This is a genomic window from Shewanella sp. 10N.286.48.B5 (genome assembly GCF_002874355.2).
Taxonomy (GTDB): Bacteria; Pseudomonadota; Gammaproteobacteria; order Enterobacterales; family Shewanellaceae; genus Shewanella.
The window spans coordinates 397,547-421,775 of the sequence record NZ_MCVG02000002.1 but is presented as its reverse complement, the minus strand read 5'-3'; the positions used below and the strand labels follow the sequence as shown (position 1 = coordinate 421,775).

The 24,229-nt window shown below is 41.9% G+C and carries 26 protein-coding genes; 6 read left to right on the top strand and 20 right to left on the bottom strand.

Annotation, left to right across the window (positions count from 1 at the left end; translation table 11 throughout):
• Positions 1-205 precede the first annotated feature (205 nt).
• Positions 206-532, bottom strand: coding sequence for a thioredoxin TrxA (trxA, locus tag BCU57_RS16765; RefSeq protein ID WP_055023577.1), 327 nt, complete (start codon positions 530-532; stop codon positions 206-208).
• A gap of 153 nt (positions 533-685) precedes the next feature.
• Here trxA and rhlB point away from each other — a divergent pair, with 153 nt between their 5' ends.
• Positions 686-1,981, top strand: a complete 1,296-nt coding sequence (gene rhlB, locus BCU57_RS16760; RefSeq protein ID WP_102436991.1) for an ATP-dependent RNA helicase RhlB — start codon at positions 686-688, stop codon at positions 1,979-1,981.
• Positions 1,982-2,908 (top strand): exopolyphosphatase, encoded by a 927-nt coding sequence (locus tag BCU57_RS16755; protein ID WP_241903473.1) that lies wholly within the window; start codon positions 1,982-1,984, stop codon positions 2,906-2,908. It abuts the gene before it with no gap.
• Between the two features lie 99 nt (positions 2,909-3,007).
• Here BCU57_RS16755 and BCU57_RS16750 read toward each other — a convergent pair whose 3' ends face one another.
• The 13 genes from BCU57_RS16750 to rraA form a co-directional block, all read right to left on the bottom strand.
• Positions 3,008-3,559 (bottom strand): thioredoxin family protein, encoded by a 552-nt coding sequence (locus tag BCU57_RS16750; protein ID WP_102436989.1) that lies wholly within the window; start codon positions 3,557-3,559, stop codon positions 3,008-3,010.
• 306 nt (positions 3,560-3,865) lie between these two features.
• Complete coding sequence (gene hemB, locus BCU57_RS16745; RefSeq protein WP_102436987.1) at positions 3,866-4,876, bottom strand: porphobilinogen synthase; 1,011 nt, start codon at positions 4,874-4,876, stop codon at positions 3,866-3,868.
• A 26-nt stretch (positions 4,877-4,902) separates the two neighbouring features.
• Positions 4,903-6,807 carry a diguanylate cyclase gene (locus BCU57_RS16740; RefSeq protein WP_102436985.1) on the bottom strand — a complete coding sequence of 635 codons (1,905 nt, stop codon included), beginning with the start codon at positions 6,805-6,807 and terminating at the stop codon, positions 4,903-4,905.
• Positions 6,807-7,604, bottom strand: a complete 798-nt coding sequence (locus tag BCU57_RS16735) for a TatD family hydrolase (protein WP_102436983.1) — start codon at positions 7,602-7,604, stop codon at positions 6,807-6,809. Before BCU57_RS16735 ends, BCU57_RS16740 begins: the two co-directional genes overlap by 1 nt.
• 3 nt (positions 7,605-7,607) lie before the next feature.
• Positions 7,608-8,126, bottom strand: coding sequence for a hypothetical protein (locus BCU57_RS16730; RefSeq protein ID WP_102436981.1), 519 nt, complete (start codon positions 8,124-8,126; stop codon positions 7,608-7,610).
• A 52-nt stretch (positions 8,127-8,178) separates the two neighbouring features.
• Entirely contained in the window at positions 8,179-8,937 is a 759-nt protein-coding gene (gene tatC, locus BCU57_RS16725; protein ID WP_076539321.1) for a twin-arginine translocase subunit TatC, read from the bottom strand.
• A 12-nt stretch (positions 8,938-8,949) separates the two neighbouring features.
• Positions 8,950-9,348 carry a Sec-independent protein translocase protein TatB gene (tatB, locus tag BCU57_RS16720; RefSeq protein WP_102436979.1) on the bottom strand — a complete coding sequence of 133 codons (399 nt, stop codon included), beginning with the start codon at positions 9,346-9,348 and terminating at the stop codon, positions 8,950-8,952.
• Between the two features lie 6 nt (positions 9,349-9,354).
• Positions 9,355-9,588, bottom strand: a complete 234-nt coding sequence (gene tatA / locus BCU57_RS16715) for a Sec-independent protein translocase subunit TatA (RefSeq protein ID WP_076539319.1) — start codon at positions 9,586-9,588, stop codon at positions 9,355-9,357.
• Positions 9,589-9,693: 105 nt separating this feature from the next.
• Positions 9,694-11,343, bottom strand: coding sequence for a ubiquinone biosynthesis regulatory protein kinase UbiB (gene ubiB / locus BCU57_RS16710; RefSeq protein ID WP_102436977.1), 1,650 nt, complete (start codon positions 11,341-11,343; stop codon positions 9,694-9,696).
• Positions 11,340-11,960 (bottom strand): SCP2 domain-containing protein, encoded by a 621-nt coding sequence (locus BCU57_RS16705; protein WP_102436975.1) that lies wholly within the window; start codon positions 11,958-11,960, stop codon positions 11,340-11,342. The genes ubiB and BCU57_RS16705 overlap by 4 nt, the downstream gene beginning before the upstream one ends.
• The gene (gene ubiE, locus BCU57_RS16700; protein ID WP_102436973.1) at positions 11,960-12,715 is read right to left on the bottom strand and encodes a bifunctional demethylmenaquinone methyltransferase/2-methoxy-6-polyprenyl-1,4-benzoquinol methylase UbiE; all 756 of its coding nucleotides are present in this window, start codon (positions 12,713-12,715) and stop codon (positions 11,960-11,962) included. The genes BCU57_RS16705 and ubiE overlap by 1 nt, the downstream gene beginning before the upstream one ends.
• Before the next feature lie 279 nt (positions 12,716-12,994).
• Positions 12,995-14,026 carry a formimidoylglutamase gene (locus BCU57_RS16695; RefSeq protein ID WP_102436972.1) on the bottom strand — a complete coding sequence of 344 codons (1,032 nt, stop codon included), beginning with the start codon at positions 14,024-14,026 and terminating at the stop codon, positions 12,995-12,997.
• A gap of 171 nt (positions 14,027-14,197) precedes the next feature.
• Complete coding sequence (gene rraA / locus BCU57_RS16690) at positions 14,198-14,683, bottom strand: ribonuclease E activity regulator RraA (RefSeq protein ID WP_076539310.1); 486 nt, start codon at positions 14,681-14,683, stop codon at positions 14,198-14,200.
• A gap of 371 nt (positions 14,684-15,054) precedes the next feature.
• On the opposite strand from rraA, the gene BCU57_RS16685 reads away from it, so the two are divergent.
• Both BCU57_RS16685 and BCU57_RS16680 read left to right on the top strand, forming a co-directional pair.
• Positions 15,055-15,567: a phosphatase PAP2 family protein gene (locus BCU57_RS16685; RefSeq protein WP_102436970.1), complete on the top strand. Its 513-nt coding sequence runs from the start codon at positions 15,055-15,057 to the stop codon at positions 15,565-15,567.
• Positions 15,568-15,608: 41 nt separating this feature from the next.
• Positions 15,609-16,652, top strand: coding sequence for an MJ1255/VC2487 family glycosyltransferase (locus BCU57_RS16680; protein WP_102436968.1), 1,044 nt, complete (start codon positions 15,609-15,611; stop codon positions 16,650-16,652).
• Between the two features lie 103 nt (positions 16,653-16,755).
• Here the strand turns inward: BCU57_RS16680 and rsd are convergent, their stop codons facing one another.
• Positions 16,756-17,232 carry a sigma D regulator gene (gene rsd / locus BCU57_RS16675; protein WP_198589908.1) on the bottom strand — a complete coding sequence of 159 codons (477 nt, stop codon included), beginning with the start codon at positions 17,230-17,232 and terminating at the stop codon, positions 16,756-16,758.
• Positions 17,233-17,700: 468 nt separating this feature from the next.
• On the opposite strand from rsd, the gene hemE reads away from it, so the two are divergent.
• Both hemE and BCU57_RS16665 read left to right on the top strand, forming a co-directional pair.
• On the top strand, positions 17,701-18,765 hold the full coding sequence (gene hemE / locus BCU57_RS16670) for a uroporphyrinogen decarboxylase (protein ID WP_102436964.1): 1,065 nt from the start codon (positions 17,701-17,703) through the stop codon (positions 18,763-18,765).
• A 290-nt stretch (positions 18,766-19,055) separates the two neighbouring features.
• Positions 19,056-19,265, top strand: coding sequence for a hypothetical protein (locus tag BCU57_RS16665; protein ID WP_102436962.1), 210 nt, complete (start codon positions 19,056-19,058; stop codon positions 19,263-19,265).
• A gap of 242 nt (positions 19,266-19,507) precedes the next feature.
• Here BCU57_RS16665 and BCU57_RS16660 read toward each other — a convergent pair whose 3' ends face one another.
• The 5 genes from BCU57_RS16660 to BCU57_RS16640 all read right to left on the bottom strand — a co-directional run bounded on the left by BCU57_RS16660 (position 19,508) and on the right by BCU57_RS16640 (position 24,139).
• The gene (locus BCU57_RS16660) at positions 19,508-20,224 is read right to left on the bottom strand and encodes a DUF6445 family protein (protein WP_102436960.1); all 717 of its coding nucleotides are present in this window, start codon (positions 20,222-20,224) and stop codon (positions 19,508-19,510) included.
• Between the two features lie 181 nt (positions 20,225-20,405).
• Complete coding sequence (locus tag BCU57_RS16655; RefSeq protein ID WP_102436958.1) at positions 20,406-21,866, bottom strand: sensor histidine kinase; 1,461 nt, start codon at positions 21,864-21,866, stop codon at positions 20,406-20,408.
• A 49-nt stretch (positions 21,867-21,915) separates the two neighbouring features.
• Positions 21,916-22,644, bottom strand: coding sequence for a response regulator transcription factor (locus tag BCU57_RS16650; RefSeq protein WP_102436956.1), 729 nt, complete (start codon positions 22,642-22,644; stop codon positions 21,916-21,918).
• A 96-nt stretch (positions 22,645-22,740) separates the two neighbouring features.
• The gene (locus BCU57_RS16645; protein WP_198589304.1) at positions 22,741-23,478 is read right to left on the bottom strand and encodes a spondin domain-containing protein; all 738 of its coding nucleotides are present in this window, start codon (positions 23,476-23,478) and stop codon (positions 22,741-22,743) included.
• A gap of 10 nt (positions 23,479-23,488) precedes the next feature.
• Positions 23,489-24,139, bottom strand: a complete 651-nt coding sequence (locus tag BCU57_RS16640) for a spondin domain-containing protein (RefSeq protein WP_241901028.1) — start codon at positions 24,137-24,139, stop codon at positions 23,489-23,491.
• Positions 24,140-24,229: the final 90 nt, after the last annotated feature.

Here is a 24,229-nt window from a genome sequence, read left to right as displayed (position 1 = left end):
GCGTCCAGAATTTTAGCGAAAAAACGGCACAAATTGTTCATATATTGTGCCGATTGTCACTTTTCAAACGTAAAACACGCAACATTATTAAAATTGATTGTTGTTCATTACACTAAAATAGCGTTTTTTTTAGCAATAACCTGCTAACGGGGTTAGCAGGTTATGTCATTAATCAATAGTGCCGCGATTTTATAAATAGACTTGATTAAGCTTGTGCGTCAATAAACTCTTTAAGTTGAGTTTTTGATAAAGCACCCACTTTAGTAGCAACTAACTCGCCGCCTTTAAACATTAATAATGTTGGAATGCCACGTACACCGTACTTAGCAGGTGAAACATTATTTTGGTCAACGTTTAATTTAGCTACAGTTAGCTTACCCGCGTACTCTTCAGCCACGTCGTCTAGGATTGGGGCAATCATTTTACAAGGACCACACCACTCTGCCCAGAAGTCTACCAGTACTGGTAATTCTGAGTTAATGACGTCGTTTTCGAAGCTGTCATCGCTTAGGTATACAATTTTATCGCTCATGTAGATCTCCAGATTTGGCACCATTGCTAGTTTATTAATGGCTTACCATGTATATTGGGACGGTTAAATAGCTTTTCAAGTGACCGTTCTATTAATGTAGCTATTTGAAACGATCGAGTCTTTTTTTGCAACACTAACGGGTATGCTTGCGCTATGAGCGAAACACATTTATCAACACAAAGATTCGCCGACTTCCCTCTGAAGTCAGAGGTTATACAGGCTTTGAACGAAAATGGCTTTGAATTTTGTACGCCAATTCAGGCGTTATCTCTTCCCATTTTATTACAACAAAAAGATATTGCTGGCCAGGCACAAACAGGAACTGGCAAGACAATGGCCTTTTTAGTGGCCACTTTTCACCACCTTCTCTCAGTTGCTGAGCCAGAAGGTCGTCAAATTAATCAGCCTAGAGCTATCATCATGGCACCGACTCGCGAACTTGCGATTCAGATTGCCAAAGATGCTAAATTGCTTGCACGACATACGGGTTTAAAAGTCGGTATTGTTTATGGCGGTGAGAGTTATGATGTTCAACGCCAAGTGCTTGATGCTGGTGTTGATATTTTAATTGGTACTACGGGTCGTATTATCGATTACGTACGCCAAGGTGTGATCAGTTTAAATGCAATTCAAGCCGTTGTGCTTGATGAAGCTGATCGCATGTTCGATTTAGGTTTTATTAAAGATATTCGTTTCTTGTTTAGGCGTATGCCTGATGCTAAGTCACGCTTAAATATGTTGTTTTCAGCGACGTTATCAATGAAGGTTCAGGAATTAGCTTACGATCATATGAATGATCCAGAAAAAGTTGAAGTCTCACCTGGCGAAAAAACCTCAAAGAACATCAAAGAAGAAATTTTCTACCCTTCGACTGAAGATAAAATGCGTTTGCTTCTGACATTAATGGAAGAAGATTGGCCAGAAAAGGCTATCGTATTTTCAAACACCAAACACAGCTGTGAAAAGGTGTGGTCATGGTTAGAAGGCGACGGCCATCGAGTGGGGTTATTAACCGGTGATGTACCGCAGAAAAAACGTATTCGCATTTTAGAGCAATTTACTTCAGGCGCGCTTGATGTGTTAGTTGCAACTGATGTGGCGGCGCGTGGCTTACATATTTCTGATGTATCTCATGTTTATAACTATGATTTACCAGATGATTGTGAAGATTACGTTCACCGTATTGGTCGTACAGGTCGTGCGGGACAAAAAGGTGTGTCAGTGAGTTTTGCTTGTGAAGAGTACGCACTGAATTTACCGGCCATTGAGACGTATATTAAGCACTCAATACCAGTCACTAATTATGATCGTGAAGCTTTGCTAGACGATTTACCGCCACCGGTTCGTATCCATCGTAAGCACCCAACAACACGTACGCGTGATGGTGCGAGAAGTGGTGCGCATCGCAGTGGTGGACGTCCACCTCAAAGGGCACGTAGACATTCGTAAATGACAGTGACAGCTGCAATGCCTGCATATGCCGCGATAACACTCGGCTCAAATAGTTTTAATATGTTGGTCGCTCACACCCTGAACGGCCAACCCACTATTATTGCAAAATACAAACGTAAAGTACGTTTGGCTGAAGGTATTGGGGCTGATAACCGTCTTGATGAAGCCGTATTACAGCGCGGGCTAGATTGTTTGCAAATGTTTGCTGAGATGCTTGATAAACATCAAGTCGCAGCTGAGCATGTGGCGGTATTTGCCACCGCAACTTTACGTGTGATCGGCAATGCTGATGAGTTTCACCAACGGGCATTACCGATTTTAGGTCATCCGATTGAAGTCATTAGTGGTTTGCGAGAAGCTGAATTAATTTACCAAGGTATGGCGGCCACTACAGAAGGTGGCGGCCAACGCTTGGTGATTGATATTGGCGGCGCCAGTACTGAGTTTATTATCGGAAATGGTAATCAAGTGCTGTTTAAAACCAGTTTAGACTTTGGCTGTGTGCGCTTTAATCAACAGTTTTTTAAGCAAACGCCTTATCTAATGGCTGATTTTGAGCAAGCTAAAGCTGCGGTACTGATGGCGCTGAAGCCTTGCTTGCAACAACTGACACAATTGGGTTGGCAAGGCGTTGTGGGCGCATCAGGGGCTGTACAGTCTGTGGTGTCAGTACTTCATCATCGCGAGCTGTCTGAGATCATCACTTTGAAAGTGCTGCATCGTTTTAGAGACGAAGTGTTGGCACAGCAAAATGAGTCACTGCATCATATTCAAGGCTTATCTGCTGAAAAAGCACCGACATTTGCCTCAGGGATTGCGATTTTAATCGCCTTATTTGAGTTACTTGATATTGAGTCGCTTAATTTATCGGGTGGTGCGCTGCGTGAAGGAGTGCTAAGCATGTTGGCTGCAAGAATGGCTTAATGCTTTAATGACCTTGTAATAAAAATCGAATACAAAAAACGGGATCATTTGATCCCGTTTTTATTTGCCTGAAAAAACTCAAGAGGCTTTCAAAACAGACTATTTCAGAATGTTGACTAAATCTTGTTCCAGCGACACTGTTGGACGTTCAACGATTCGGCCAATTTCTTCATCTTGTTGCTGAATGATAAAGGTCGGGATTCGGGTGAATTCATATGCTGCCGCTAGGCCTTCTGGATCAACTTTGCTGCGATCAATACCTATGTAAGTCACGGTAATATTCGGATTGGCAACTTCTTCAATAAGGCGCATGAAACGTGGCGTTTCACGATGGCAATCAGGGCACCAAGTACCAATAATTACCACGATATTTGTTGGGGTAGTTACCGCTTTTAATTCAGTTAATGCGGCAGCATCAATTTTATACTGCTCATACTCTGCAGCGTAACCTGGTAAGTCTTTTTCAAGTGTTGAAATATCAACAAGTCCGGTAATAATCACTTCTTGTTTCTCCTCGCTGCATGTTGCCATGAAGCCTGTTTGCTCTTCATCGAATGAACAACCACTGCCAGCCATGGCTGAGCCTGCAACCAAATGGCTGCCAAAGAAAATTGCGGTTGTAGCTAATAATGTTTTAACAGTGTTATGCATGATAAGGCCTCAAGAAAGAACAATAAAACAATTCAATCATTTAACCTTAGGTTAGTGAAGTTGAATATTAGCTAGCTGTTAGCTAGATCACTAATATAAGTAAAATTCAAAGATAACTTTGCACTGGCTCATAGTGCATTAGCAAGAGTTAATGTTTATTGCTACGGCGATGAATGTCACTATTGGGGGGTGTTTTAGTCGCCTTTGTAATCAATTTGAATCATTTAGCCTGCAAAATGCGCTATAAAAAAGGAGACGAATAGGTCTCCTGTTTGTTATTCATCTTGTATAAATAAAATCTTTTATTTACTTATCTTCTTTTAGCCATTGAGCGGCACTTTTTGCAAAATAAGTTAATATGCCATCAGCGCCTGCGCGTTTAAAACAAAGTAATGATTCCATTACAATGGCTTTTTCGGCTAACCAGCCATTTTGAATTGCTGCCATGTGCATGGCATATTCGCCACTCACTTGGTATGCAAAAGTCGGCACTGCTAGTTCGGTTTTTACGCGGCGAACGATATCAAGGTATGGCATGCCAGGCTTTACCATTACCATGTCTGCACCTTCTTGAATATCTAATGCGACTTCATGTAAGGCTTCATCGCTATTGGCTGGATCCATTTGGTAGCTATGCTTGTTGCCACCTTTAAGGTTACCTGCTGAGCCGACAGCGTCACGGAAAGGGCCGTAGTAACTAGAAGAGTATTTGGCTGAATATGCCATAATTTGGGTGTTAACGTGGCCTGCAGCTTCTAATGCTTCACGAATAGCGCCAATTCGGCCATCCATCATGTCTGAAGGAGCGACAATGTCAGCGCCGGCTTCAGCGTGTGATAAGGCTTGTTTGACTAAGATCTCAGTGGTGATGTCGTTAAGGATGTAACCTGTGTCATCAATAATGCCGTCTTGACCATGGGTGGTGAAGGGGTCAAGTGCCACATCTGTCATAATCCCAAGCTCAGGAAAAGCTTGTTTTAACTCACGTACGGCGCGCTGTACTAAACCGTCACAATTGTAAGCTTCTTCAGCCATGAGGGTTTTCTTTTCCGCAGGTGTAACTGGGAACAGGGCAATCAAAGGAATGCCAAGTTCGACTAATTCAGCGGCTTCTTTGAGTAATAAGTCGATTGAATAGCGTTCAACACCCGGCATCGACGCCACTTTTTCGGTGCGATTGTTGCCTTCAAGAACAAACATTGGGTAGATAAGGTCATTCACCGACAGTTTGTTTTCTGACATTAAACGGCGGCTGAAATCATGTTTACGCATGCGGCGCATTCTGCGCTGTGGAAAAGCACTAGTAATTATATTCACATTCGACTCCTGAAATTAGACTGATCTTAATCAGACGAAAACAGACAAACCTGATTTCGTCCACTGCGCTTAGCTTGGTAAAGCGCTTTATCTGCTTGTTCAAGTAACTGAGTTGGCTGTTCATTGGTTTCGATAATGGCAGCGCTCACACCGATACTTACGAAAAGGGAAATAGGGTTATTATCCCAATCGATTGATAAATTGGAGATTGCTTGGCGAATTCTTTCAGCCAATAGCATCGCTCCTACACTATCAGTATTTGGTAATATAATAGCAAACTCTTCACCTCCAAAACGTGACACCAGATCGGTTGGTCGTTTTAAAAACTCAGAAATTGTTGTCGCAATCACTTTAATTGCAAGGTCGCCAGCAAGGTGACCAAATTGATCATTAATCTGTTTAAATTTATCAATATCAACCATTAGGATAGCAAGTGAGGTTTGCTGACGACGACTAATGCGTCCTTCTGCGGTTAGGCGTTTATCAAAGGCGTTTCTATTTTTTACCCCAGTTAAACTGTCAGTGGTGCTTTGTTGCTGCAGCTTTTGATTGGCATCATTTAGCTCACGTAAGGTGACTTCGAGCTCAAGAGTCCGCTCAGCGACCATTTGTTCGAGACGTTCATTGGTTCTCGCTTCTGCTTTTAAAGCTTCATCACGGTTTTGTTGTAGTTTTTGGGCTTGCTCTAGGGCCTTTTTTTGCATTTGAAGTTTGGCTTTTCGTTCATCGTTATAGCGCACTGCTAGCACTGCAGCCATGACAATGACTTCAAAGGTCAGTCCGATCATCATTGGAGTATGCGCTGGCATATACCACTGTAAATAGCCCAGATAAATGAGCCCGCTGAGAATGGCACCAATAAATAGCCCGATACGGGCAATAGCATATAAACGTGCATTTTTACTGCCTTTAATTACTTGTATTAAAGATACTGTAATCAGTACACAGCTAATGGCGATTACCGAGAAAGTGAGCAAATATAAGCTGAATTTAAAATCAATAAACGAGATAACCAGACTCAGTAAAACGCAGTAAACCGCAAGGTAACGACCGACTAATAGCATCGGTTTATTATGATATTTAAGTAGCATCACTTTTTCGGTAAACATCAGCGCAAAAGCTAAGGCTATCGGGATTAATATTGGAATGGCTAAGTTTTGCACCACCGGCAGTGTGGGCCATAAATATTGAAAGGCAATACCATGAATAGTGGCCACAAGTAGAGTTAAACTGAGTACATAGCCACTATAGTAACTATAACTAAAAGACCCTGATGCGAGGGCAATAAACAAACTAAATAGCCCAATGGCAATCAATATCCCAATTTGAAAGCCATTAGCAAGGCTTTGAGACTCAATGGCATGGCTGTAATCATTTTTACTCCATAGTACCAATGGAAAATTTAAGCTGCCGCGATTATCGATTTTTAAGTAAAAGGTATGTGTTTCGTTTGGCTGTAATTCAAAGGGGTAAAGAAATAAATTACTTTGCAGTGGGCGCTGTTTAAACGGATAGCTATCACCCATTAGCTCCACTTTTACTAATTTGTTATTGACTAAATGATATAGTTTCATGCTATCTAGCAGTGGGTTATTCAGCGCTATCATGCGTGATAGATGGTCATTAGGGCTAAAAATACTAAAACTCAACCAAGTATTTTTAGCGCCAATTTTACGCATATCGCCGCGGCTTAACTTGCGCCAATCTTGTTGGCTATTTTTTAGCAGTGTTAAGCTGGCAAGCTCTTCAATATCTTGAGACTGATTGATATACATCCAATCCGTTAATTTGATTTTTGTAATGGATGAGGCGGTTAATCTTAGCGGGGTATTGGCGTGCTCAACGGCAAGCGCGTGGGCTGCTTGTAATTGAGTTAGCAATATAATAAAAAACAAAGTAAATGCTTTAAACGCCCAATGCACTTGCTGCATTAATCCTGCCCTAGGTTAAAAAAACGCTGGCTGTTGGTGTAGCAATGGGCTGCCAGCTCTGCATAGGGTTGCTGACGAAGATTAGCAATATACTCGGCAATATAGGGCAAGTATTGTGGCAAATTTTTGCTAGATTTGGGTTTAGGGCGCATGCTGCGAGGTAATAAATAAGGGCTGTCAGTTTCAACCATTAAGCGGTTGTTTGGGATCAATGGCACTATGCTCGCCAGCTCAGCGCCGCGACGTTCATCGCATACCCAGCCAGTTATGCCGATATGTAAATCTAATTCAAGACAAGCAAGTAACTCATCTTTGCTGCCCGTAAAGCAATGCAGCAGCGCTGCAGGGAGCTTGTGGCGATATTGACTTACTATTGCAATAAAGTCCTCGTGAGCGTCACGACAGTGCATCAGTACCGGCATTTGTAATGCAACTGCCAATTCAAGTTGGGCGTGAAAGGCAAGGCGCTGGGCATTACGGGGAGAAAAGTCGCGATTATAATCTAAACCGCATTCACCAATAGCAACCACTTGCTTTAATGCTGCTAAGGTTTTTATCTCATCAGCACTGGCAGCATTCCAGCTACTGGCGTGGTGAGGGTGAACCCCTGCAGTGCTATAGAGTTGCTGAGGGTATTTTGCGCACAGCGAGGCGCTGTCGCTACTTTCAGTAATATCACTGCCAATAACAATTAACGGCGAAACATGATGTTGCGCCGCTTGAGTCACTATATTGTCAATATCAGCGATTAACCTGCTGCTAAGCAAATTAACGGCTATGTCGATATGCTGCGGCATGATTTATTTTAAACGCTTCACTCGAATAGTGGAGTTACGATCATCGCTGCCCAGTAGGAATGAACCGAGAGCGCCTTTTTCAACAAAGACGGTTTGATCTTTTTTCACTTTATAGCGGTCAGTACCTGATTGCTTCCAAGTTTGATTATTAGACAGGGTAATAATTAATGAGCCGTAAGGATCTTTTTTTACCGATACAACGTCAGCATAAAGGCGAGTGACATCCTCATCGACCTTCTTTTTAAGACCAAACTCTTGCTCTGCAGTAGGAGTGTTAGACGTTGCAACTGCAGCCGTTGTTACGGCAGATGCAGTTACTACTGCTGGCGTCGATACCGCAGTAGCAGTCTCTGTTGTCGCTGAAGTGAGGGAGGTGTTAACTGACGCGGCTAATGTGTCGTAACACATTAGCCGGTCAAGTTTGTCAGTTTGAGCTGCACAGCTCGCCAGTTGTTGCTCAACACTGGCCTGTGCTTGAGAAGAGATAGCCAAAGCAAAAGTGGCAATCAAAGTTAAACGCATTACAGAATCCTTCTTTTTATTGGTTAACTAGTCCATGAGTGCGATGCGCAATTTAACTATCAGCTTTCTCGTTCTCTGGCTCTTCGTTATCTGTATCTTCTTTTGGGGTATATAGCCTAGCTGCTAATAAACCACCTTCAAATAATATTAACATAGGAATCGCTAACATTGTTTGTGAAATAATATCAGGTGGCGTTAGCATCATGCCAACCACAAATGCACCTACAACAATGTAAGGGCGTTTTTGTTTAAGCTCATCTGGTGTTGTCACGCCAGCCCAGCACATTAATACTACGGCTACAGGGATTTCAAAGGCTAAACCAAAAGCAAAAAATAGCTTTAAGATAAAACTTAAATAGCTACTAATGTCGGTTGCTACTTGCACTCCTTCTGGTGCGACACTGGTGAAAAACGCAAATACCACCGGAAATACCACGTAATAGGCGAAAGCAATACCGAGGTAAAATAATACCGTACTGCTAAATAGCAGCGGCATAATCATGCGCTTTTCGTGTTTGTATAAACCGGGCGCCACAAATGACCATACTTGAAATAGTACGTAGGGGATCGCCACAAAAAATGATAACACTAAGGTTAATTTAAATGGCGCAAAAAAGGGCGCGGCTACATCCGTTGCAATCATACTGCCGGTCTCTGGCAGTGATTGCATTAATGGGATTGCCATATAATGGTAAATGTCATTTGCCCAATAAACTAAGCAGATAAATACCAGCAATACGCTGCCGATAGCTCTAAGTAACTTATTTCGTAACTCAAGCAAATGACTGATAAGAGGTAGCTGTTGTGACATTGGTTACCCGTGTTAGCTTTTGGTATTTGAACTGTCAGAGTCGTTTGCTTGTTCACTTTTGGCAGTAGAACTTTCAGCGGGTGTAGCTGCAGAGGTATCTTTGGCTACTTCGTCAACTTGATAGGGACGATTAACCGATTTTGCAGCATCTTTTAGCTGATCAATGGACTCTTGTAGTTCAGGTGATAGGTTCGACAAACCTTTGCTTTCTGCTTTTTTAAGGTCAGCATGAAGCTGATCAATTTTAAGCTCTTGCTCTAATTCATCTTTGACTGAGTTTGCCATCCGCTTTAATGAGCGGATCCACTCAGATATTGAACGTACTGCAACCGGAAGTCTTTCGGGGCCGAGAACCACAAGCCCCAAAATTCCAATCAGCAGTAGCTCCATAAAGCCAATACCGTCAAACATAATGAATTACGCCTGTTCTTTATCCTTTGACTCGGATTTCTGCTCAGTTGCCTGTTCAGACTTTTTCGCAGTGCTGTCTTCTAGAGACTTCTTTTCTTCATCTTCAGGATTCATTGCATTTTTGAAGCCCTTAACAGCCCCACCTAAATCGCCACCTAAAGAACGTAATTTTTTAGTTCCGAATAACAACACAACAATTAACGCAATAATTAGAAGCTGCCAAATACTGATGCCGCCCATGAACATTTCCTCTATAAGAATAAAAACATGATGTTGGAATTTTTACATTCACAATTGTAACCTTTATACATAGAGTATTATGAACCTCTAATGTATAAGTGCTAGTTAAAATTTACGGTTTTTTGGTCTGGATCGCCATCCTGTGAACCAAAGCACTATACCTGATGTGATACAAATGTAAGCAGGCCATAGTGTAGCGTATTGGTTTAATAATATTGTGCCACAGATCAACATTACAGCAGCTGTTATTAATAAGTAATTACTTTTATGGGCTTTATGTTGAAATTTTAGGTACTTATCAAGCATTTGTTGTTGGGTGCCCAGTAGTTTTCGACCCATTTTTAAATTGTCATAGATAAGTTCTGGAAATTCTGGCAGCTTTTCAGCCCAATAAGGGCTCTTCATTTTAACTTTATCAAAAATGGCTTTCGGGCCGACTTGTTCAGACATCCACTGCTCTAAAAACGGTTTAGCTGTTGACCATAAGTCTAGCTGTGGGTACAGCTGACGACCTAAGCCTTCAATGTAAAGTAATGTTTTTTCGAGTAAAACAAGTTGTGGTTGCACGACGATATCGAATCGGCGGGCAGTGCGAAATAACTCCAGTAACACATGGCCAAATGAGATTTCGTCTAATGGCTTATTAAACATGGGTTCGCAAACCACTTTAACCGCTTGCTCAAATGCCAGTACGTCAGTGTTTTCTGATACCCAACCCGATTCAATATAAAGCTGGGCAATACGCTGATAATCACGATTAAAAAAGGCTAAGAAATTTTCTGCTAAATAGCGTTTGTCGACATCATTAAGGGTGCCCATAATGCCGCAATCCATGCCGATATAAAATGGATTGTCAGGGTGTTCACGGCTTATAAAAATATTGCCAGGGTGCATGTCAGCATGGAAAAAATTATCACGAAATACTTGGGTGAAAAACAGCTCAACACCGCGTTCAGCCAAAAGCTTTAAATTAGTCCCTTGGGCTTTTAAGGCTTCAATATCTGAAACAGGAATGCCGTAAACACGCTCCATTACCATTAGGCGAGGGTAGCAATAATCTTCATAAACATAAGGCACATACAAGCTATCAGAGTCTAAAAAATTGTTACGTAGCTTGATGGCATTGAGCGCCTCTAGTTTAAGGTTTAGCTCGCCTAAAATGGTGGTGCGATAATCATCAATGACTTCAGCAGGGCGCAGACGATTGCCTTCACCTAATAGCTTTTCAAGTAAATTGGCCGCTTGGCACATCAGTTGTAAATCAGCATTAACTCGCGCTTCAACGTTGGGACGTAAAACTTTTAACACCACCTCTGCGCCATTTTCTTTCAAGTTAGCAGTGTGAACTTGAGATATGGATGCTGACGCTAAGGGAATGTCTTCAAAGTTGTCAAATAATGAGTCTATCGGCGCTTTTAGTTCTGCTTCAATAGCTTGGCGGGCAAGGGTTGAATCAAAAGGTGGTACGCGGTCTTGCAACATCGCCAGCTCACTGGCCCACTCATCATTGAGTAAGTCACGGCGAGTTGACAGCATTTGTCCCAGCTTGATGTAAACCGGTCCTAAATCTTGCATCGCCAGCTTTAAACGTTCAGCAGAAGATTTGTCTTTGTGTTGGTTGCGGATCCAAAAGAAACAATTTCGCAGAAGTGAAAAGTACCAGGGAGTTTTATTTTTGGGTAAAACATCATCTAAGCCGTAATGGAGTACAGTTTTTATGACTTGGTAACCACGCCTGATACTTGCAATTGTCATGGGGTAATTTTTTCTCTTAATTTTGCTATCTTGGACTCAATGCTTGTTGTTCTATCAACAAGCTGTTCCAGATTATCACGAAAATGAATGAAGTCGATTTGATGAGGGGCGAGTCGATATTCTTCAGTGGTTAATTGACCCACATGAGAGAGCGACTTTTCAAACACTTGCTTCATTGAACTGGCTAAGTGTTTGGTATTAGTCAGCAACATATGAGTCGGGGCATCACCAATATACTTTGATAATGGCTCGGCAAAATCTAACTCAATGTGCTTTAAGTAATGACTAAAGCTTTGCAATAAGTTGATATCGCCATCGAGGAACAGCTTATCTTGCTTAATGAGCTCGGTAAGGTTAGCCCCTTCAGTCACCTTATAAAGCGTAGTGACATCAGCAGTAATACTGACGTCAACAGTGGCTTCATAAGCGCTCATGACTTGAATTTGCGGTGCAAAAATAAGGTATATTGGCCAACTAACTTGGGTTAACTGAATTTTGAATACTTTACCGTGCAACGGCTTTAGTCGCGCATATTCACCCTGATCTTGTGCTTGTAACTGCCCGAGAGCAGTTTCCATTGCAGCACAAGCCAGTAATGAACAGTGGTTCGGCAGCATTAGAATTTATAACCGCGATGTAAGGCGACAACACCATCAGTCATATTGGTGTAGTCAACTTGTTCAAGACCGGCATCAAGCATCATTTGCTTTAAGGTTTCTTGATCTGGATGCATGCGAATTGATTCAGCTAGGTATTCATAGCTGTCAGCATCTTGGGTAATTAGTGCGCCCATTTTAGGCAACACTTTAAAGCTATAAAGATCATAAACTTTACGCATGACTTCGTGTTGAGGTTTTGAGAACTCAAGCACTAATAACTTTCCGCCAGGTTTTAGTACCCGGCGCATCGAGCGTAATGCTGCGTCTTTATCGGTCACATTACGTAAACCAAACGCAATGGTAATAATATCAAAATGATTGTCAGGAAACGGCAGTGCTTCAGCATTAGCTTGTACGTAACTGACATTGCTAACAATGCCTTTGTCGCGCAATTTAGTACGGCCAACTTTAAGCATTGAATCATTAATGTCAGCAAGAATAACCTGGCCGCGCTCACCCACAAGGTGTGAGAATTTAGCGGTTAAATCACCGGTGCCGCCAGCAAGGTCAAGTACTTTCATGCCCGGTCTTGCGCCTGCGGTCGCAATCGTGTGACGTTTCCAAAAACGGTGTACACCGAATGACATAACATCATTCATGATGTCGTATTTAGCAGCAACCGAATGAAATACGTCAGCAACTAAATCCGCTTTTTTCTCTGAATCAACGGTTTTGTAACCAAAATGGGTGTTCTTTGGGTCGCCCTCAGACATCTGTGTATTCCTATAATGTGCGGTAATTAACAGCGAGTGTATGTCATTGCTTGCTTTGCAGAAACTTCAATCAGCCAGAATGTGATCAAGTTTACTTGAAATAGCTAAGAATGCGTTAAGACAGCGTATTATTCTATCTCATCAAAATTGCCCTGCATTAGAGCATAAAATTCACAGTTATTGAATAGTGAAAGTATTAGGTAATAGCGTGCAATAAATTTAACAGCTTAAGTTTGTACGATCCTTAAGCGAGAGAAGTTCAAATATCCCTTGCTTAAGCTAGCTTACTTTTCTTGCCTGGATATAACTGTACATTAATTCACAGACACTTTGGCCTACATCACGCTTACCAGCCATATCACCCGCATCGTGACATTGAGGCGCGGCTTCAGCAATATGCAGATAAGCACAAGGGCAGTGTTTAGCGATGTGATGAATATAGTGGCAGGCATCTAACAAGGGCACACCGGCAAAAGTGGATGCGCTGCTGGGCATTTTGGCGATGGCATCTACATCAATTTCTAAGGCCACTGGCAGTTGAGTTTGATTAAGATTGCTGGCGATTTGTTGCAGCGCTTGGCTTAAGTCGATTTCTCGTCTGACCCAAATTTGCTGAAAGCTGTGCCAATGACCGCCAAATAAGCTTAATTGCTCTAAGGTGGCTTCAGTGTTTTTTAGCTCATGTAAACCTAGCACATGGTAATAAGCCAGTGCGCCATTGGCTGCAGCGTAGCTAAATCCGTTGCCACTGTGGCGCCCTTCCCGTGGGCGAAAATCGCTATGGGGATCAAGGTTTACTGCCGCAGCCGCCTGATTAAAGTGAGCCTTAGTCGCCATTAGCATGCCATATGCATTGTTATGACCGCCGCCGATCACTATGGGCTCAAGCTCTGCTGCCATAATTTGGCTGATCACACTAATGACTTGGTTATCAAGTTCTTTAGTCGCTTGCCTTAACTCTTCTAGGGATGCCGCTTCTGGCAGTGGGGCCTGAGATATTTCCCCTAAAATAAGACACTGTTTACCATCAAGGTAGCGGTTGGACTGCAAATTAAGCCATTGTTGCATAGTGGCACTAAAGGCTGCAGATGAGCCGCCGCGGCCTAAGTTAGCCCTTGGACCAGCATCTTCGGTAATTCCGACAATAACAAATTGCACCCCATTGGTTTTAGCCTCACAAAGTGCCTGTTTAAGATCCGCTAAAGAGGGGGCTGATTCGGAGATAAGCTTGACGGTTTGGCCCAGTTTGCTTTCGCCATCTCTGCTGGAGAGGTATTGATTAACTTCACTGCGGGTCATTATCTGCAACATTAAGAACCTATTTCATTCAATTGAGGTTAGCTTTAAGGCTAATATGTCGAGCCACATATCTAGAGTCAAATACTTAGAGCTTATGACTTAAAAATAGGCCATAAAAAAGCCAGCATAGCTGGCTTTAGTCGATATTTAAACTGGTAATATGTAACCAGCAATATCAATCGATTATTCGATATCTAATGGCTCTGGCGATAAGATAACGCCAGTATTGTCAGCATAGATATGGTCGCATGGCAGGAATGTTACCCCACCAAAGTTAACTGGGATTTCAACTTCACCAACGCCATTAGTGTCAGCGCCAATCGGGATTGAAGCTAATGCTTGAATACCAATATCCATTTCTTCAAGGGTGTCAACGTCACGTACTGAGCCGTAAACAATAATGCCTTCCCACTTGTTAGCCACTGCGATTTCAGCAATCGAGGCATCAATTAATGCACGGCGCATTGAACCGCCACCATCTACTAACAAGACTTTACCTTCGCCTTCTGCTTGCAGCGCATCAGCAATTAAGCCGTTATCTTCAAAACATTTGATGGTACTAATCGAACCACCAAAAGAGCTACAACCGCCGTAATTACTGAACATTGGTTCTACTACATCAACGACATCTAAATACATATCACACAATTCTGAGGTGTTGTATTCCATAGTGACACTCCTTGGGGTTAGCGATTCACAGAGGTTTTCGCCAGTTATCAAAGCAATAATATATGAATTATATGAGCTTTTTATGAAAATAACAGCGATATTCATCACTTGATAAAGATAATCAGTTAGTTGTTCAGTCTTTGGTCTTAAGGCGGGATGACTTAAACGGCTGTTGTTTATCGCTGTGATAAGCCCTTTATTAGCCTTAGTTCTTGTTTTTATATGATTAACTGCATTGTTGCCCTGTCTGTGGTGACTCCTTTGAGTAAGTTATGATTGTCATAAAAGTTTCGATAGCTTGTCATCTAAGCGTCATTAGCCCTATTTACAGTTCTTATTAAGGTTGAACAATTGAACTATAAGGATTTTGTATGGCTATGACGATTAGCGCACTGGATAAGTTTGTGTTTTGCCACATTATTACTTTTTGTCGAACTCATGAGTTAACCCCTTTAGCGAAAAGAATCTCAGCAAGTGGGGATGGCCATTATTACGTGTATATGGCGGTAGGTTTATTGTTTTTACATCCTCAAGGCAGTCAGTTTTTTAATTTGATGTTAGTGAGTTTTATCATTGAACTGCCGTTATATTTTGTCTTTAAAAATGCCATTCGCCGCACTAGGCCTTGCGCCGCTTTTGCAGGCTTTGATAGCAGCTTTCAGGCATCAGACAAATTTAGTTTGCCATCGGGGCATACTGCAGCGGCCTTTATTATGGCGATGGCTATCACTTCGACTTTTCCTGCATTGTGGCCAATCGCAATGACCTGGGCTGTGGCGATTGGATTATCTCGAATAGCGCTTGGGGTGCATTATCCATTGGATATTGTTGCTGGTATTGGGTTGGGGGTCGGTGTGGTTATCTTAGCCGAGCCGTTGATTTAGCTTGTCATAGCGCTGAAATTGGTCATTAAACAAGGTAAATCATGAAAATATTATACGGTGTTCAAGGGACGGGAAATGGCCATATTAGCCGTGCCAGAGTCATGGCAAAGGCGTTAAGTAAAACTGATATCGAGGTTGATTTTTTATTTAGTGGTCGCGCCAAAGATGAGTACTTTGATATGCAATGTTTTGGCGACTATCAAGTTAGAACGGGCATGTCTTTTATTACCGAAGACGGGCGAGTCAGCATTGGCAAAACCATTAAAAGAAATATCACTTCACCCATTGTGTCTGAAGTGAGACAACTTGATTTGAGCGGCTATGATTTAGTGTTAAACGACTTTGAGCCAGTGAGTGCTTGGGCTGCTAAAAAACAGGGCGTGACCGCAATTGCGATCAGTCATCAAGCGTCCTTACAATACTCAGTACCTAAACAGGGAATGAGCTGGTTTGATGAATTACTGTTAAACAACTTTGCACCTGCAGATATCAAATTAGGCTGTCATTGGCATCATTTCGGTTTTGCTATTTTACCTCCCTTTGTAGAAGTTGATCCAAGTTGTGGTGCTCACAGCCATCAAATTTTGGTGTATTTACCCTTTGAAAGTGCCGATGCGATAGCAGCTTTTTTAAGGCCTTTTTCTGACTATCAATTTTTTGTTTACCATGGCAATAAGCCAAAGCAGTCATTACCTGAGCATATTAATTGGTTCAGCTTTGATCGCTGTGGGTTTAAACAACACATGTCGCAATGTGGTGGGGTAATAGGTAATGCAGGTTTTGAGCTTGCCAGCGAGGCGATGACATTAGGTAAGAAGCTACTGGTTAAACCGCTTCAGGGGCAATTTGAGCAATCATCAAACGTAGCAGCATTAGAGCTGTTGGCTGCAGGACAAAGTATGGATAGCTTAGATAGTAAAATGTTAGCCCGATGGTTAAAGGCGGCGTCGCCCAAGCCTATTGCATATCCGCAAGTCGGTGATGCCTTGGTGGGGTGGTTACTACAAGGTAATTGGCATCAACATCAAGCGCTTTGCCATGATTTATGGTCCCAAGTCGATCTACCTGATAACTGGCGCAAGTAAATGGCATCAGTAAATCGAGTCTTTCTTTGTCTGTGACTCAAGATCAATCAGTTAGCCGCTAGCTTTGCTAATTACTTTGGTAAGTAATAAGTAATAAGTCACATTAGCTGACTTTTGAATGATGCTGATGAAGTTGCTCGAGTAACTCATCTTCCAAAGCAAAGCGCGCTTCCATTGCTTGAGCTAAATTAGAGAGATCGCTATCTAATTCTAGCAACATAGAATCGCTATCTGCTTCAGTATATTTGTCATTGAAGTCTAATGCGGCATCAGTTGATTCACTGATTTTTGGTAATAACAGTTGTGCTCGGGCTTTACTTTGTTCACCTGATTTTTCACACTCATTAACCAATTGATCGTATACCTCAAAATGACCTTCAGAGACATAATCAACTAATTGAGCGCAAAACTGCTTAACGGTATCTAGTTCAGGTAAGCTTTTTGCTGGGACTGAGTAAGGGGCGAGGCCAGCAATTTTGAAGTATTGGATCAGTAATGCTCTGCGGTGCTGCAGCCATTGATCAACCAGCTTATTGGAGCCACCCCATTTTTGTTCGGCTTTTTCTAGTTTTGTCAGCATTATCATTCTCAATTTAGTAACCAATACATAACACTTAATGTATGAGAGAAAGTAGTGATTAATCAACTCTTTTCTGCAAAAGAAGCAATGGATTGACCAGAGGAATGGGCTGAGTTACGAGGGAAATATTCTTTGTTATTGTAATCTAAAGAAAAATGCCCAGCGATAGCATGCTACCGCTGGGCAAATAGATTTTTAAGGGCTCGATTTATCGTGCTTCTTGATTGTTCTTGCTAGCGCAAACTTTTTATATCAAAGGTGCAGCGAGGGTGCAACTTTTTTGTTGAATTAGCTTCACACCTAGTCAAAAACAACCCTTTTTGTGAGCATATTAACGTTTATATTAGCAATTTTGATACTAGTAGGAGGGGCAGCTCACATAAATTTAGCAGAACTGGTTACATTAATACCTTAAGTCGCTAAACTACGGTTCAGCGGATATCAATATATGTTTAGGAATCAAGCCCAATGGCAGAATTAAAGAATGATCGTTATTTACGCGCTTTACTAAAACAGCCTGTTGACAGAACGCCAGTATGGATGATGCGTCAAGCTGGTCGTTACCTTCCAGAATACAAAGCAACCCGTGCTCAAGCCGGTGATTTCATGTCGCTTTGTAAAGACCAAGACTTGGCTTGTGAAGTGACTTTACAGCCATTACGTCGTTATGATTTAGATGCAGCTATTTTATTTTCAGACATTCTAACCATTCCAGATGCAATGGGCTTAGGCTTATACTTTGAAACTGGTGAGGGTCCACGTTTTGAACGTCGAGCTGATACCGTTGACTCGATTAAAAAGCTTTGCATTCCAGATCCAGAAGATGAACTTGGTTACGTGATGCGTGCAGTAAGCACGATTCGTCGCGAGCTAAAAGGTGAAGTACCGTTAATTGGTTTCTCTGGTTCTCCTTGGACGCTAGCCACTTATATGGTTGAAGGTGGTTCAAGCAAAACATTCGAAAAAATTAAGAAAATGGCTTACGAAGAGCCAGCAGCATTACACATGCTTTTAGACAAGTTAGCTGATTCAGTTATCTTGTACCTAAATGCACAAGTTGCTAACGGTGCTCAGTCGTTAATGATCTTTGATTCATGGGGCGGTGCGTTATCTCACCACGCTTACCGTGAGTTCTCATTACGTTACATGCAAAAAATCGTTGATGGCCTAACTCGCCATGCTGACGGTCGCCAAGTTCCTGTTACCTTGTTCACTAAAGGTGGCGGATTATGGTTAGAGTCTATGGCTGAAACTGGTTGTGATGCGCTCGGTTTAGATTGGACTGTTGATATCGGTGATGCACGTCGCCGTGTTGGTCATAAAGTTGCGCTGCAAGGCAACATGGACCCATCTGTACTTTATGCTTCACCAGAGCGTATTCATCAAGAAGTGGATCAAATCCTATCTTCTTACGGTGAAGGTACTGGCCATGTATTTAACTTGGGTCATGGTATCCATCAACATGTTAACCCAGAACATGCTGGTTCATTCATTAACTCAGTACATGAGCTATCAGCGAAATATCATAAGTAATTGATAATGATGCGCACAAAAAAAGACGAGCAATGCTCGTCTTTTTTTTAATTCGTTTTCGACCACTGAGCTTTACCATATTTTATTCATCATAGTTTTAATGGTAATGAGTGCTCTCTATCACAAAGTGACAATTGAATATTCTAAATTGTGATCTTAACAAAACTCTTAGTGGGGTTTATTTGATACTTTATCGTCATTCTGAGAATTAAGTATTATTTAGCTAACTAGCTTTGTTTCATGATGAAACAGAGGCAAAAACTAGTAGCCTTTGCCAAAAAGAGTTAATTATGAAAATTCAAATTATTGTTGCTTTAATGTTCTTTGCTGTATTTGCTGCGCTACTACCAGGTAACCATTACATTTATGTGGCTAATGCCGATTATTATATGGGGCAATTTGTGACTGTTGCGGCAGTATTATTAATGTGGGGAAGTCTATTTGCTGGTTTTGTGAGTCTTTTCTTCCACAAAATTAAAAAACTTTATCAATCTATCTAGAGTTAATAGCTAAAATTATTCCACTAAACATCTATGTTTAGTGGATAGCGGCTGGGCAAATAAAGCACTGAGCGTGGATACGTTCGGTGCTTTATTTTATTCGCTAGGATAAAGTGTTTTATATTGGCTTCAAGTTGATAGATGATTTCCATGTGGTGATAGCGCTAGCGACCAATAAAGCGAATACCAGTAGGAGAATTTTTTGTCTTTTTTACGATAGAAGCAACTGCAAAATTTATATTTTAAAATATGTCTTCAGCCATATAAAAGAAAGTGACGGCGAGGCGCTTTTCTCTTTTTTCTTTGCCAAAATAGCTACTTGCACTATGTACCATATTGCCTTTGAATAGGATTAAACGGTTGAATTTATTTTCTATACTTTCATCTTCATACCAAGCACTTGGTGGCAAGCTTTGTGTATTCAATGCATCAACTAAATTATGGTAAGGCTTTTCGACTAAGTTTCCGCCAGCAGCATCATTTGAATATTTTAGGCGATAAAAAGAAGTTCCTGAATGTGGTTTTGGGTCGCGACTTAAAAAAAGTACAGCACCAAAGCGACAAAGCTGACGATTATCGACATGTGGCCTTGCAGCACCTTCTTCGCTTCCGACTAAAATAGCGGTATTAGTATCAACGACAACATCATTTGACTCAGCCACCCAAATCTTATCTTTTCCTATTGTTTGTTTTATCCAATTCTCTACCAGTTCGAGCTCTTTTTTCTTCAATGCATTTTTCGAACGCATCCCAGGCCAAAGTTCATTGGTGTAGGGTTTGCCAAGCTTCCACTTACTTTTAATAAAACATCGGTTTGCTATATCAATTGCCTGTTTTTCAGGGAAGAAATCATCAATTATCCAATAGTTTACATTTTCTTCCGGCTTCTCATAGGGAAGCCTTGGAGAACCGAAAGGGATTTCTGGGAGGTTTAAGTCATCTGAATACTTCTGGTGCATATGGTGTATACCTTCCATTTAACTCAATATTGTTATTATTGTTTGTTTATATTTAATATTTTATTAACTTAATCGATGTTATCAATATTTACGAATTATGGGTAGGAAGGCGAAGCTATTTTATTGAGAAGAATTAGTCGCACATAAGTGAGAGTGTTAATGCAACTAATGCTAAAGCGAATTAATGATGACAGCTTTGTAGTTCGATATGAAAGCAACTCCCAGTGCCTGGTTCACTGTCAACATTAATACGGCACTTTAGGAGTCCAAGCAATTGGCGCACTATGGCTAAACCAACACCCAACTGTGGCAATGTTTGATTGGGCTCAAATGATAACTGCTGCATGGATAATTGTTTTAAGGCTTCGACTTCATGCTTATGCATGCCTGCGCCAGTATCTTTAACGGCTAACCAGCTTTGACCATTTAAGCTTTCGCTGTATACCTTGATGGTGCCACCTTTTGGGGTGTATCTCAGGGCATTATCTACAAGATTATTTAATATTCGACGCATTAATTGTGGGTCGGTATACACTTGCAGCTCATCGGCAATATTAAAGTCTAAGAGTATTCCAAGTTTTTGCGCTCTGGGTGCAAAAGTTTGTTTTAAATCCAGTAATACCTCTCGCAAATTAATTTGACTTATTTGGGCACTGATTTGACCATTTTCCAGTGCTGCTAATTCAAGTAATTGTGCCAGTAACTGCTGTAAGTTTTGCCCTGAATTAGCTGCGTACTCAATTAATTCTGGTTGGCGCTCTGCTGGCGGTAATAGTAGCCAGGTATCGATATATCCCAGCAAAGAGGTGAGTGGGGTTTTTAAGTCATGGGACAAATGCAGTAAGAAGTCATGTTTGGCTTGTTGTTGGCGTTTGACTTGTTGGTGTTGTTGGCTGATTTTATGCAGTAAATGATTAATATTGTCACTGAGGACTCTGATTTCTTCGCTGCCATTGTAACGGTTAGGCAAAGCCAGTGTGCCGCTTAATGGCGAATCTTTTAATTGGTTGAGATCGCTAGCTAATTTTTTAATTGGTTGGGTAAAAAAGCCCAGCAATAGCACAAATAACATCAGTGCAAAAATAATCCAAAAGCCAATGGTAGCGCCCCAAAGCTTGGGCTGATTTTCTGAGTTTATTAGTGCTTGCCAGCTATCATAATCTTCGCCGCCGATGATGACATATAAGTATCCACTGTGAAGCCCGTCAGTAGTGATGAGCGGGCTGACGGAAAAGATTTTTTCTGTTTTTTTTGAGCGGGGATCTGTGCCTAAAATCGGTAGGTCTCGACCTGCAATAAATTGCTTTATCTTGGCTAAATTTACTCGAGTGGTTTTGATTTTCTCTTCTTTGGCATCGTAAGCAATGACACGACCTTGTGGATCTAAGGTATAAATTTCAAAACTTGGGCCCAGCAGCATAAAGTCGTGAAATGCTTCTTTTAGCGCTGCATCTGAGGTAATCCCTTGTGACAATAACGGATTAATGTGCGCCATATGTTCAGCAAGTTGTAAGTGTAATGATTGCTGAATTTGATTACGGCTAAATTCATGGTTGAGTTGTAACCATTGCCACAGGGCTACAAAAAGTAGCAACACCATTAAAGTGGCAGATAAGAATAGTCGGTTAAATAAGCGGTTCATTAGAGACCCATATACACTTTAAAAATAACATGCTTAAAACGAATATCAGCTAAGTTGCTGATGGTGGAGAGAACTTATAGCCTACACCCCAAACGGTTTTGACTAATTCTGGATGCCCAGGGCTGTGGGCGAGTTTATTGCGTAAGCGATTAATGTGACTGTTAATCGTATGCTCATAACCGTCATAGTTGTAACCCCACACTGCCTCTAATAATTGCATTCGGCTAAATACTTGTAGTGGATGCTTGGCCATAAACAGCAACAGATCAAATTCTCTAGCGGTTAATTCCAGCGGGCAGTCATTGGTAATGACCTCACGGGTTGCTGCGTTAATGGTAACGCCATTAAACTGCAGTTGCTCAGAGCTGATTTGTTGAGTTTTACTACGCCTAAGCATGGCTTTTACTCGCGCTCGTAGCTCCAGCACACTAAAGGGTTTGACTAAGTAATCATCAGCACCGGCTTCAAGGCCCAATACAATATCGGCTTCTGAATCTTTGGCAGTTAGCATCATCACAGCAACCGAGTTGTCAGCTTCACGAAGTTGCTGGCACAACATAATGCCATCGCCATCAGGTAGCATACGGTCCATCAAAATCAAATCAATTACACTAGATTTAATGATGTTAAGCGCTTGGCTTAATGTGGTGGCATGAAACACCTCATAATTTAGTGCGGTTAGATTTAGCATGATGAGCCTTGCCAAATCTTGCTCATCTTCAACCAACAAAATATGTGGCTTGATTTGGTGCTGATGGTGCTTATTAGAATCATTCATCCAGAATTTCCCATTTCAGGTCCTTATCCAGCAGACCTGAGATGGGGGGATAAACTTTCAGCTTGTTTGGTTTTTAATCATAAAGGCTGATGCTTGCTATTGTGTGCGGCTGATTGATATGGCTATTGCCGGATTATCAAAACGGTGTGATGGCGTTAGGACTGAGTCCATTAAACCGTCATACATGGTGATCACGCCTGGATGAATATGAACAAAATCAACATCATCACGGGTTGCATTAAACCCCTCTCCGCCATCAGCAGGTCCGGGCATGGTACCTTTTTCTTCTGTATTAGCTTCAGTGCCAGCGTCGTAAACCATGCCTTTCATAGCGACCATAGTGTCGACTGCTAACATCGAAATGTCGTAACTGTTTAATCCAGTAAAGGCATCGTTGGTGTTTACCAGCATGGTTGCTACGGTAAGGTTGGCAACATCGGCTTCATCTAAAGTAATTGTGATGGTTTCTGACATGCCTGGCATCAATATACCAGCGCCACTGGCCGTAACCTCGATACCCTCAATAGCCGCTACATCACTTGAATCGCCGCCTTCAGCAATTTTCTCTAGGGCGACATTTGCGCTTTCGCCTGCTTGCCATAACATCACATCATTGCTATGAACGGCAATTGCAATCGGTGACATGGGTTGATTAGCCGTTAAGTTTGTCACTGTGACGCTATAGGTTTGCATTACCGTATCGGGCGTTGGGGTTGGAGTCGGCTCAGGAGACGGTGAGTTGTTATTGTCTGAACAGCCACTTAAGCCCAGCACAGCAATTAATGCTGCAGCACTCAGGCTATATTTATTGATATTTTTGATTGGATATTTCATCACATGCCCCTTATTTAACGGTAACAACAACTTTCGCAACAGGGTTTAACCAGCGATGAATTCGGCTGTCTAAATCACTGGCGCCGCCGGCTGGATCAGTATCACCAAGCACACCTGGGTGAGTGTGGACATAACCATTAGTAGCACCATCCATAACACCAGTACCATTCATACCTCCGTCACCACCTGGCGCTGCTGGAATACCTGCAACGCCGGACATTCCGCCGCCATTAACCACTTCATCATTGGCTTCAGTACCCGCATCATAGGCGTTTACATAAACTGCGTAAGTACCCGCCTCAGTCGGGATCTCCCAGCCATCTAACCCCATAAAGGCATCATTGGTTGGTAGTACCATAGCAACGATAGAAAGGTGCGTCATTTCCATTGAATCAAGCATGACATCACTGACATTAGCACCGGGGGCTAATAAACCCATGGCTGGGTTGGTAACAGTCACGCCACCTGCGCCCATAACTGCGGCATCTAAATCAGCAATATCCCCGCCCTCGGCCATTTTTTGTAATGCTGGTGTAGCCATTTCGCCTACTTGGAATAGGTGACTGTCAGCATCGTGTGCTGCAATAAACAATGGCGTGAAGTGATTACCGTGGGTTAGGTTAACAACACTGATTTCAACTTCAGCAGCATTAGCTGACATACTGAACAGGCCAGCGGCGATGAGTCCACAAGTCAGTAAGCTTGCTTTTTGTGCGATAGGTTTTAATACAGATGATTTCATAACGGAGCT

Excerpts from the sequence above, each read along its gene's own strand:
- trxA (WP_055023577.1), bottom strand. The coding sequence starts at position 532 with ATGAGCGATAAAATTGTATACCTAAGCGATGACAGCTTCGAAAACGAC.
- rhlB (WP_102436991.1), top strand. The coding sequence starts at position 686 with ATGAGCGAAACACATTTATCAACACAAAGATTCGCCGACTTCCCTCTG.
- BCU57_RS16755 (WP_241903473.1), top strand. The coding sequence starts at position 1,982 with ATGACAGTGACAGCTGCAATGCCTGCATATGCCGCGATAACACTCGGC.
- BCU57_RS16750 (WP_102436989.1), bottom strand. The coding sequence starts at position 3,559 with ATGCATAACACTGTTAAAACATTATTAGCTACAACCGCAATTTTCTTT.
- BCU57_RS16740 (WP_102436985.1), bottom strand. The coding sequence starts at position 6,807 with ATGCAGCAAGTGCATTGGGCGTTTAAAGCATTTACTTTGTTTTTTATT.
- BCU57_RS16735 (WP_102436983.1), bottom strand. The coding sequence starts at position 7,604 with ATGCCGCAGCATATCGACATAGCCGTTAATTTGCTTAGCAGCAGGTTA.
- BCU57_RS16730 (WP_102436981.1), bottom strand. The coding sequence starts at position 8,126 with ATGCGTTTAACTTTGATTGCCACTTTTGCTTTGGCTATCTCTTCTCAA.
- tatC (WP_076539321.1), bottom strand. The coding sequence starts at position 8,937 with ATGTCACAACAGCTACCTCTTATCAGTCATTTGCTTGAGTTACGAAAT.
- tatB (WP_102436979.1), bottom strand. The coding sequence starts at position 9,348 with ATGTTTGACGGTATTGGCTTTATGGAGCTACTGCTGATTGGAATTTTG.
- tatA (WP_076539319.1), bottom strand. The coding sequence starts at position 9,588 with ATGGGCGGCATCAGTATTTGGCAGCTTCTAATTATTGCGTTAATTGTT.
- ubiB (WP_102436977.1), bottom strand. The coding sequence starts at position 11,343 with ATGACAATTGCAAGTATCAGGCGTGGTTACCAAGTCATAAAAACTGTA.
- BCU57_RS16705 (WP_102436975.1), bottom strand. The coding sequence starts at position 11,960 with ATGCTGCCGAACCACTGTTCATTACTGGCTTGTGCTGCAATGGAAACT.
- ubiE (WP_102436973.1), bottom strand. The coding sequence starts at position 12,715 with ATGTCTGAGGGCGACCCAAAGAACACCCATTTTGGTTACAAAACCGTT.
- BCU57_RS16695 (WP_102436972.1), bottom strand. The coding sequence starts at position 14,026 with ATGTTGCAGATAATGACCCGCAGTGAAGTTAATCAATACCTCTCCAGC.
- rraA (WP_076539310.1), bottom strand. The coding sequence starts at position 14,683 with ATGGAATACAACACCTCAGAATTGTGTGATATGTATTTAGATGTCGTT.
- BCU57_RS16685 (WP_102436970.1), top strand. The coding sequence starts at position 15,055 with ATGGCTATGACGATTAGCGCACTGGATAAGTTTGTGTTTTGCCACATT.
- BCU57_RS16680 (WP_102436968.1), top strand. The coding sequence starts at position 15,609 with ATGAAAATATTATACGGTGTTCAAGGGACGGGAAATGGCCATATTAGC.
- rsd (WP_198589908.1), bottom strand. The coding sequence starts at position 17,232 with ATGCTGACAAAACTAGAAAAAGCCGAACAAAAATGGGGTGGCTCCAAT.
- hemE (WP_102436964.1), top strand. The coding sequence starts at position 17,701 with ATGGCAGAATTAAAGAATGATCGTTATTTACGCGCTTTACTAAAACAG.
- BCU57_RS16665 (WP_102436962.1), top strand. The coding sequence starts at position 19,056 with ATGAAAATTCAAATTATTGTTGCTTTAATGTTCTTTGCTGTATTTGCT.
- BCU57_RS16660 (WP_102436960.1), bottom strand. The coding sequence starts at position 20,224 with ATGCACCAGAAGTATTCAGATGACTTAAACCTCCCAGAAATCCCTTTC.
- BCU57_RS16655 (WP_102436958.1), bottom strand. The coding sequence starts at position 21,866 with ATGAACCGCTTATTTAACCGACTATTCTTATCTGCCACTTTAATGGTG.
- BCU57_RS16650 (WP_102436956.1), bottom strand. The coding sequence starts at position 22,644 with ATGAATGATTCTAATAAGCACCATCAGCACCAAATCAAGCCACATATT.
- BCU57_RS16645 (WP_198589304.1), bottom strand. The coding sequence starts at position 23,478 with ATGAAATATCCAATCAAAAATATCAATAAATATAGCCTGAGTGCTGCA.
- BCU57_RS16640 (WP_241901028.1), bottom strand. The coding sequence starts at position 24,139 with ATGTCAGCTAATGCTGCTGAAGTTGAAATCAGTGTTGTTAACCTAACC.